5 protein-coding genes are annotated in these 8,362 nt (G+C 62.9%); 4 read left to right on the top strand and 1 reads right to left on the bottom strand.

Annotation, left to right across the window (positions count from 1 at the left end; genetic code table 11):
• Positions 1-174: 174 nt before the first annotated feature.
• Together glyS and ACIQ2E_RS09945 are read left to right on the top strand one after the other, a co-directional pair.
• Positions 175-2,340, top strand: a complete 2,166-nt coding sequence (glyS, locus tag ACIQ2E_RS09940; protein WP_398329668.1) for a glycine--tRNA ligase subunit beta — start codon at positions 175-177, stop codon at positions 2,338-2,340.
• A 93-nt stretch (positions 2,341-2,433) separates the two neighbouring features.
• Positions 2,434-3,534: a fatty acid desaturase gene (locus tag ACIQ2E_RS09945; RefSeq protein WP_398329672.1), complete on the top strand. Its 1,101-nt coding sequence runs from the start codon at positions 2,434-2,436 to the stop codon at positions 3,532-3,534.
• Positions 3,535-3,621: 87 nt separating this feature from the next.
• On the opposite strand, the gene chlP is transcribed toward ACIQ2E_RS09945, so the two are convergent.
• Positions 3,622-5,019 carry a geranylgeranyl reductase gene (gene chlP, locus ACIQ2E_RS09950; protein ID WP_398329675.1) on the bottom strand — a complete coding sequence of 466 codons (1,398 nt, stop codon included), beginning with the start codon at positions 5,017-5,019 and terminating at the stop codon, positions 3,622-3,624.
• A gap of 164 nt (positions 5,020-5,183) precedes the next feature.
• Between chlP and ACIQ2E_RS09955 the strand changes: the two genes are divergently transcribed.
• A complete protein-coding gene (locus ACIQ2E_RS09955; RefSeq protein WP_398329678.1) occupies positions 5,184-5,918 on the top strand; it encodes a D-alanyl-D-alanine carboxypeptidase family protein in 735 nt (244 codons plus the stop codon).
• The coding region (locus ACIQ2E_RS09960) for a U32 family peptidase (protein ID WP_398329681.1) at positions 5,918-8,362 on the top strand (2,445 nt) is incomplete at its 3' end. The genes ACIQ2E_RS09955 and ACIQ2E_RS09960, both read left to right, overlap by 1 nt.

Below are 8,362 nucleotides of genomic sequence, written 5' to 3' on the forward strand. Positions count from 1 at the left end.
CCGTCACGGTCACTCGCTGCATCGCTGGAGACATGACCGTAGCGAAACGCCGTTCAGCACTGGCTTCAATCTGCGGTCGCTGCCTTGGAAACCGGGCCTGGCCGCCGCTCCTGGGCCAGTGGAAACCAACCAAACCCCTTCAATACAGTGGGCAGCTGTTGTGGGCTGAACCTCGTGTCGACCTTTCTGCTGGAGATCGGGACCGAGGAACTCCCTGCTGATTTCGCCCGGCTCGCATTGCCGCAGCTCGAGCAGATGGTGCAGCGCGATCTGACTGAGGCTCGCCTAGGCCACGGTGCGATCCGCTGCACCAGCACGCCCCGCCGCCTGGCGGTGCAGCTGGCCAACCTGGAGGCTGCAGCTCCAGATCTGAAGGAGGAGCGCAAGGGGCCTCCTGCAGCTCAAGCCTTCAAAGACGGCGTACCCACTCCCGCTGCCGTGGGTTTTGCCAAGCGCTGCGGAATTGATCCAGCGGCGCTGGAGGTACGCGAGACCCCCAAGGGCCCGTTTGTATTCGCCACGGTGCTGGAGAAGGGACGTTCGACCCCAGAGCTGCTGAGTGAATGGATACCGCAGTGGATCAGCGCGCTTCAGGGCCGTCGCTTCATGCGCTGGGGTTCGGGCGAAAGCCGTTTCTCTCGCCCCGTGCGGTGGCTGGTGGCGTTGCTCGATGGCCAGGTGGTGCCCGTGCGGCTCGAGGGCAGTGATCCGGAGGTGGTGAGCGGAAACAGCAGTCGAAGCCACCGTCTGCATGGCGGAGCGGTGACGATCAGCAGCGCAGACACCTACGACGAGGCCCTGGCGGCAGCGGGTGTGCAGGTGGATCGCAGCCAGCGGGCTCAATGGATCCGCAACACCGTTGAGCAGGCAGCAGCTGCGCTACAGGCGGACCCCGATCTGCCGGACGACCTGTTTGAAGAGCTCACCGATCTGGTGGAGGCCCCCCTCCTGATCGAAGGCTGCGTGGATGAGCACTACCTCGCCTTGCCGGCTGAGGTGCTGAGCACGGTGATGCGTGCCCATCAGCGTTACGTGCCGCTTTACCGGCAGGGAGCGGCCCAGGATCCCTTGGCGCTTGATGCCCGCAGCAGCCTGCTGCCCCGCTTCTTGTGCATCGGCAATGGTTTACCAGAAGCACTGGCCACAGTGCGCCGCGGCAACGAGCGCGTGCTCAAGGCCCGGTTGGCCGATGCGGAGTTCTTTGTCCAGGCAGACCGTGCTGTGCCCAGCATCGATCGCCGCGATCAGCTCGCCCGCGTCACCTTTGCCGCTGGCCTGGGCTCCCTGCTCGATCGGGTGGAGCGCCTGGAGTGGTGCACCGATGTGTTGCTTGAACTGCTCGAGCTGCCTGCGGCCACAGCCAGCCATGCCCGCCGCGCAGCCCATCTGTGTAAGCACGATTTGGTGAGCCAGATGGTGGGTGAATTTCCTGAGCTTCAGGGGGTAATGGGTGGAAAGTATCTGTTGGCTGAAGGTGAGCCCCGTGAGGTGGCGCTGGCGGTGCTGGAGCACTACCTGCCCCGCGGCGCTGGCGATGCGTTGCCCGAATCCGATGCCGGAGCCGTGGTGGCCCTGGCGGAGCGCCTGGAATTACTGCTGAGCATCTACGCCAAGGGAGAGCGCCCCAGTGGCTCTTCTGATCCCTATGCCCTTCGCAGAGCTGGCAATGGCGTGCTTCAGATCCTGTGGACTAAAGGCTGGAGCCTGAATCTGCAGCAATGGCTGGAGCGGGCCACGGCCCACTGGGCGCAGCTGCTGCCCGCGTTCAAGGTGGATGCTCCAGCCCTGGCTGCCGAACTGGCTGAGTTCCTGCGGCAGCGCCTGCAGAGCTTGCTCGAAGAAGGCGGTACGGCTGTGGATCTGGTGCAGGCCGTAGCCGGTGATGGTGTGGCGATTCAGCGCGTGATCACAGATCCGGGAGATGCACGGCAGCGGGCGGCGCTGCTCATGGCCCTGCGAGCCAGTGGTGAGTTGTCCGCTGTGCAGGCGGTGGTTACCCGAGCTGCTCGCCTCGCGGAGAAGGGAGATCTCACCGCAACCGTTCTCTCGGCGGCCGGGGTGGTGGATGCAGCGCTGTTTGAGAAGAGCAGCGAAGCTGAAATGCTGGCTGTGATCGAGCAGCTGGAGCCGATCGCTACCAGCGACAGTGCGGATCGCTACACCCGTTTGGCCCAAGGATTGATCGCCGGTGCATCAGCTTTGGCTGCGTTCTTCGATGGTGAGCAGAGCGTGATGGTGATGACTGACAACGCCGCCATCCGCGGCAACCGCCTCAACCTTCTCGGTGTGCTGCGCAATCAGGCTTCGCTGCTGGCCGATTTCAGCCGGATCAGCGGTTGAGGTCTGTTTGAGCAGCGTCTGCCCATGCACCCCGTTAGGGTGAGGCTTGAGCAGGTGATGCATCGCACCTGGTGATCAGGTTCGGCATCCTCCTTGCAACAACCCCAGCTTCGGAACCGCAGCGAATTTTCGCTTGCTCCCTTTCGCCGATCCGACAACCTGCGGGCTCTCTGGCAGTTGCTCTCCACCCTGCTTCCCACGGCCCTGCTCTGGGCGTTTTTGCCCTGGATCTGGCGTCCGTTTCGGCTCGAATCGCTGTTGATCGTGCCAGCCGTTGCCCTGCTCGTGCTGTTTTCAGCCCGTAGTTTTTCATTGATGCACGACTGCGGCCACGGCTCCTTCTTTCGAAGCCGCCCGCTCAACCGCGCCGTCGGCTTTCTGCTTGGCGTTGTCAACGCAATTCCTCAACATCCCTGGTCGCGCGGCCATGCTTTTCATCACCGCCACAACGGCAACTGGGAACGCTACCGAGGCCCTTCGGCGCTGATCACGGTTGAGCTGTTTCAACAGTTGTCGCCAGAGCAACAGCAGCGTTATGGGTGGTCGCGTCATCCGTTGATGCTGTTTCCGGGTGGGTTCTTCTATTTGGTGGTGCGGCCACGCCTTCAGCTGCTGCTTGGGCTCGGGGAATGGTTGGCAGCGATGGCAGCAGAGTTGTGCCGTGATGGTTGGCGTGCCGTATTCAGCCTGACTGCGCGCACGCTGAACTTCCAATCCAGCCATTGGTATACGGGCGAGGAATTCATCGATCTGGCGGCGAACAATGTTTGCGTGCTCGCCAGCTGGTGGTTGATGAGCCGCTTGCTTGGAGCGGGACTGTTCTGGGGCACCTACGCAATCGTGATGACCTGCTCCGCCGCCATCTTCATCTGCATCTTCTTTGTGCAGCACAACTTCCCTGATTCGTACGCCCACCGCAGCAACGACTGGAGCTACTTCCAAGGGGCGATGGAGGGCAGCAGCAACCTCATTCTGCCGGGAATCCTGCACTGGTTCTCAGCTGATATTGCTTTCCACAGCATTCACCACCTGTGCGAGCGCATTCCCAACTACCGCTTGCGCGCCTGCCATCAGGCCAATCAGCATCTCCTCGGGGAGTGCACCTATCTGCGGCTCAGCGATATTCCACGTTGCTTCGATCTAATTCTTTGGGATAGCACTAAGCAACGTCTGGTGTCGATGGCTGAGGCGTAAACCTGGTGTTGATCTGGCTTTGAGCGCTGGACGGCCAACATAAAAAAGCCGCCCTTTCGGGCGGCGTTCTCTCACCTGCTTTTAGCTTCAGCCTTTGCCAGCCAGTACTGGTTCGCGCTCATCCGAGGCTGAATCGGTGGAGGCAGCGGTGTTGGCTTGACCTTCCTTAGCTTTGCCCACGCGGATGCCACCTTTGATGGTGCTCACCGCCAACATGGCGTTTACTTCAGCTTCCTCGCGCACAGCGCTCGGCACCGGCTTGTAGCCCTGAGGTGCAAGGGCGTTGCCACGCAGCACTGAACCCAGGGTGAGCAGGGTGAGCTTGAGCTGCTGCCAGGGGTTCATTGCCACCACACGCTTGTAGAGGTAGCTGTCGAAGGTGAGGCGCTGCACGTCCTTGTCATCGCACATCTCCACGAAGGCTTCGCGGGCCGCATCGTTGCGGTAGAAAATGTTTTGCAGGATCTCAAGCACCTTGTAAGTGGCGCCGTACTGGCGATCCCACTTCTTCAGATACTTCTTGAGGTCAGCCTCGCTGGGCACCTTGGTGCCGCCTTGGCTGGATTCCACGATCTGCTCGGCGCACATGCGGCCGCTCTTGGCGGCGAAGTAGATGCCTTCGCCGGAGCTCTTGGTCACGTAACCGGCGGCATCGCCCACCAGGGCCATGCGGCCCACAACCCGACGCGGACGCGGGTGCTCGGGGATCGGGTGAGCTTCCACCTTGATGACCTCTCCATTCACCAGGCGCTTTTTGGCGCGCTCGCGGATGCCTTCCTGCAGGCTCTTAATCAAGCCCTGGTTCTCCTGCATGGTGCCGGTGCCCACGGCCACATGGTCGTACTTGGGGAACACCCAGGCGTAGAAGTCGGGCGACACATCGGTGCCCACGTACATCTCGGCAAGGCTCTCGTAGTACTTCATCTCCTCGGCCGGGAGCTTGATGCGCTCCTGGAAGGCGATGGCCACGTTGTAATCACCAGCATCCATCGCTTTGGCGACCCGACTGTTGGCGCCATCGGCACCAATGATCAGATCCACCTCCAAGCTCTTGGTGGTGCCAGTGGCTTCACCATCGCTGTAGTCGGAGTAAGTGAGGGTGTAGGGGCCCTGGCGGTTAGCGCCGGTATCGATCTTGGTCACAAGACCGTTCACCAGATTGGCGCCGAGATCGGCGGCACGGTTGCGCAGGAAGGCATCCATCACCTCGCGGCGGCACATGCCGATGTATTCGTTCTCGTTCTCAAGATTGATATCCACCTCACGGTTGGAGGGAGAGATCATCTTCATGTTCCGGACCTTGCGGTCGATGATCGACTCGGGCAAGTCGAACTCATCAACCATGCAGAGCGGAATAGCACCGCCGCAGGGCTTGGCGTTATCCAGCTTGCGCTCGAAGATCCAGGTTTGGATGCCGGCCTTAGCCAGCACTTCCGCAGCACAGGATCCGCTCGGGCCGCCGCCCACCACCGCGACTCGCAACATCTTGAAACCCGCTCCGCCAGAAGGATGTTGGGGCGAAGCTAACACCGCTGAGCAGGCAGCTGCTGGCGCTCCTTGGGCACCGCCTTACCATCGGACGACCCTGCTGCCATGGGAGTCGTCGCTTGCCCAGCGCCAGTCGGCAGTCATCAGCCACGCGCAACGCGATGCGCCCTGGTGCTGCGATGCGCCCTGGTGCTGACGACATCCCGCTCGCCCAGCGCACCATCTCTCCTGCCCTGAGGCGCAGGCCGCCCTGGCGATTTGCCATCACCGCTGCCGGAGCTGCACTGCTGACAGTCGGAGCGTTGGTGGTGGTCTTCCCCCAACCCTTGCGCCGGCTGATGGCTCCGCCACCGGTGCAGGGATTACAGGCCCGGGTTGGCCTTGATGGCCGCTTGCTCGGACATTTCCCCTATGGCGAGGCGGCTACCGCTGATCTTGTAGCCATCGCCCCGGGTGTGCAGCTCCACCGTGATGCCGCTGCCGCCTTGCTGCGTCTGCAGGATGCCGCGGCGGCGGACGGTATTGATTTGAGGGTGCTCAGCGCCTACCGCTCGATCGATCTGCAGAAGCAGATTTTTTTTGATGTGAAGTCCGAGCGCAACCAGAGCGCTCTTGAGCGCGCCCAGGTGAGTGCGCCACCAGGCTTCTCCGAGCACAGCACCGGCTATGCCGTAGATCTCGGCGACGGGCGAGCCCCCGATACCAACCTCTCGGCCAGCTTTGAATCCACGCCAGCCTTCGCCTGGTTGCAGGCCCATGCCAATCGGTTCCACTTCACCCTCTCCTTCCCGGCAGGCAATGCCCAGGGGGTGAACTACGAGCCCTGGCATTGGCGTTTTGAAGGGTCAGCTGAGGCCCTTAAAACCTTCGAGGCCGCCCAGCGGCTCAACCGTTAATGGCGCACTTGCCTGAGCTGTTGGCTCCCGCCGGCTGCTGGGAGTCGCTGAAAGCGGCCGTGGCCAATGGCGCTGATGCCGTGTATTTCGGCGTGGAGCAGTTCAATGCCCGCCTGCGTGCAGAGAACTTCCGCGCCGCCGATCTGCCGGAGGTGATGGATTGGTTGCACCGCCGCGGGGTGAAGGGATTCCTCACCATGAACGTTTTGATCTTTCCGTCGGAGCTGAAGCAGGCGGCCAATCTTCTGCTCTCTGCTGAAGCCGCACAGGTGGATGCCTTGATCGTGCAAGACGTTGGCCTGGCCTGGCTGGCGGGAGAGCTCACTCCCGAGTTGGCGATCCACGGATCCACACAGATGTCGATCACCAGCGCCGCTGGGGTGGCGATGGCGGCCGAACTCGGCTGCAGCCGGGTTGTGCTCGCGCGTGAGTTGAGCCTGCGTGATTTGAGCCGCATTCAGGAGCAGTTGCAGCGTCGCGGTTTAACGATGCCACTTGAGGTGTTTGTGCACGGCGCGCTGTGTGTCGCGTATTCCGGCCAGTGCCTCACCAGTGAGGCCCTAGGCCAGCGCAGCGCCAACCGCGGCGAATGCGCCCAGGCCTGCCGTCTTCCATACCAATTGATTGTGGATGGCGAAGAACGCGATCTCGGCGAACAGCGTTATTTGATGTCGCCCCAGGATCTGGCCGCCTGGGATCTGCTGCCTCAGCTCGCCGAATGTGGCATCGCCAGCTTGAAGATCGAGGGTCGGCTCAAGGAATCAACGTATGTGGCGGCCGTCACCGACGCCTACCGGCGCGGTTTGGATCAACTGCAGCTTGGTGAAGATTCCACTGATGCAGACGCGCTGCGCCGCCAACTCGAACTCAGCTTTTCCCGAGGCCTCAGCCACGGCTGGCTCGATGGCGTGAACCACCGCAAGCTCGTTCATGGCCGCTGGAGCAAAAAGCGTGGGCCGTGGTTGGGCCGGCTCGAAAGCCTGGAGTCAGGTGGGCGCCTGATCCTGCGCAGCCAGCAAGCGCTCAAGCCAGGTGATGGTGTGGTGCTGGAGATCCCCAGCAGCGATCCCCTGCTGCCGCCTGAAGAGATCGGCGGGCGACTGATGCAGGTCGATCGCTTACCACGCGGCCGTGTCGCTCTCACCCTCGGGCCTGGGCGTGTTGATTTACGCGGGCTGCAACCAGGCAGCCCGTGCTGGCTCACCAGTGATCCCCAGCTCGAGAGCCGGCTGCAGCGGTTAGCGCAACAGGATGTGGCTGAGCAGCGGCGCCCCCTCTCGCTCAAGGTGTCGGGCCGGGCGGGTGAGCCGCTTCTCATTGAAGCGTTGGACGGCACGGCCCGCGTTCGATCGGAGCAGCCGCTGGAACCAGCCCGCGGGGGTGGCCTTGATCCAGAGCGGCTGCGGCAACAGCTCGGCCGACTCGGTGGTACTCGCTGGGAGCTGGATCGGCTGGAGGTTGCACTGGAGGGCGAACTGTTTCTGCCCGTGGCCCAGCTCAACCGGCTGCGGCGCCAGCTAGTGGATCAACTGGCTGAAGGCTTCGCCAGTGAACCCACAGCCTCAGCTCTGGTTCCCAGCTCCATCGCTCAGGTGTCTGCGGTGTTGGATGCGTTGCTGGCTGCACCGATGAGTGGTGCTTCTTCTGAACTCCTGCCGCGCCCCCAACCGCACCTGGCGGTGCTGGTGCGGAGCCTTGAGCAGCTGGAAGTCCTCAAGGGGTTGCCGCTTCAGCGCGTGATCGTGGATCTTGAGCACCCCCGCCAACTGCGAGAGGCCGTGCAGAGCGGCCGTGGTTGCTGGCCTGGCGGTGTATGGGCTGCTGGTCAGCGCATCTGCAGGCCGGATGAGGCCTGGAGTCTCGAGCCGCTGCTGCGCTCTGGTGCCGATGGATTCCTGGTGCGCAATGCCGATCAGCTCGAGCGGCTCACGCCCCTGGCGCCCTGCCAGGGGGATTTCTCCCTCAATGTGGCCAACCCGCTCGCAGCCCGTTGGTTGATCCAGCGCTGGGGGCTGGAGCGCATCACCGCCAGCTACGACCTGGCCCTTGATCAGTTGCTTGCGTTGGTGCGTGGCTGCCCCGCCAACAGCGTGGAGATCACCCTGCACCAGCACATGCCGCTCTTCCATATGGAGCATTGTCTGTTCTGCGCCTTCCTCTCAGACGGGCACGATCACACCGATTGCGGTCGCCCCTGCGAAAGCCATCAGGTGCTGCTGCGTGATCGCAGCGGGGCGGAACATCCGCTGCGGGCCGATCTAGGCTGCCGCAACACCCTGTTCAACGGCCGAGCTCAGACAGCGGCTGAGGCCATTCCGCATTTTCTGAAGGCCGGTCTGCGCGATTTCCGGGTGGAACTGCTGCAGGACAGCCCTTCCGATACCCGGCGTCGCGTGGAGCTCTATCTCCAAGCGGTGGCAGGGGAGCTCAGCGGCCGCGCGGTC

Origin of the sequence: Vulcanococcus sp. (assembly GCF_044369115.1) — a bacterium.
Lineage (GTDB): Bacteria > Cyanobacteriota > Cyanobacteriia > PCC-6307 > Cyanobiaceae > Vulcanococcus.

Coding starts and splice junctions, on each gene's coding strand:
- chlP (WP_398329675.1), bottom strand. CDS start 5,019: ATGTTGCGAGTCGCGGTGGTGGGCGGCGGCCCGAGCGGATCCTGTGCT.
- ACIQ2E_RS09955 (WP_398329678.1), top strand. CDS start 5,184: ATGCGCCCTGGTGCTGCGATGCGCCCTGGTGCTGACGACATCCCGCTC.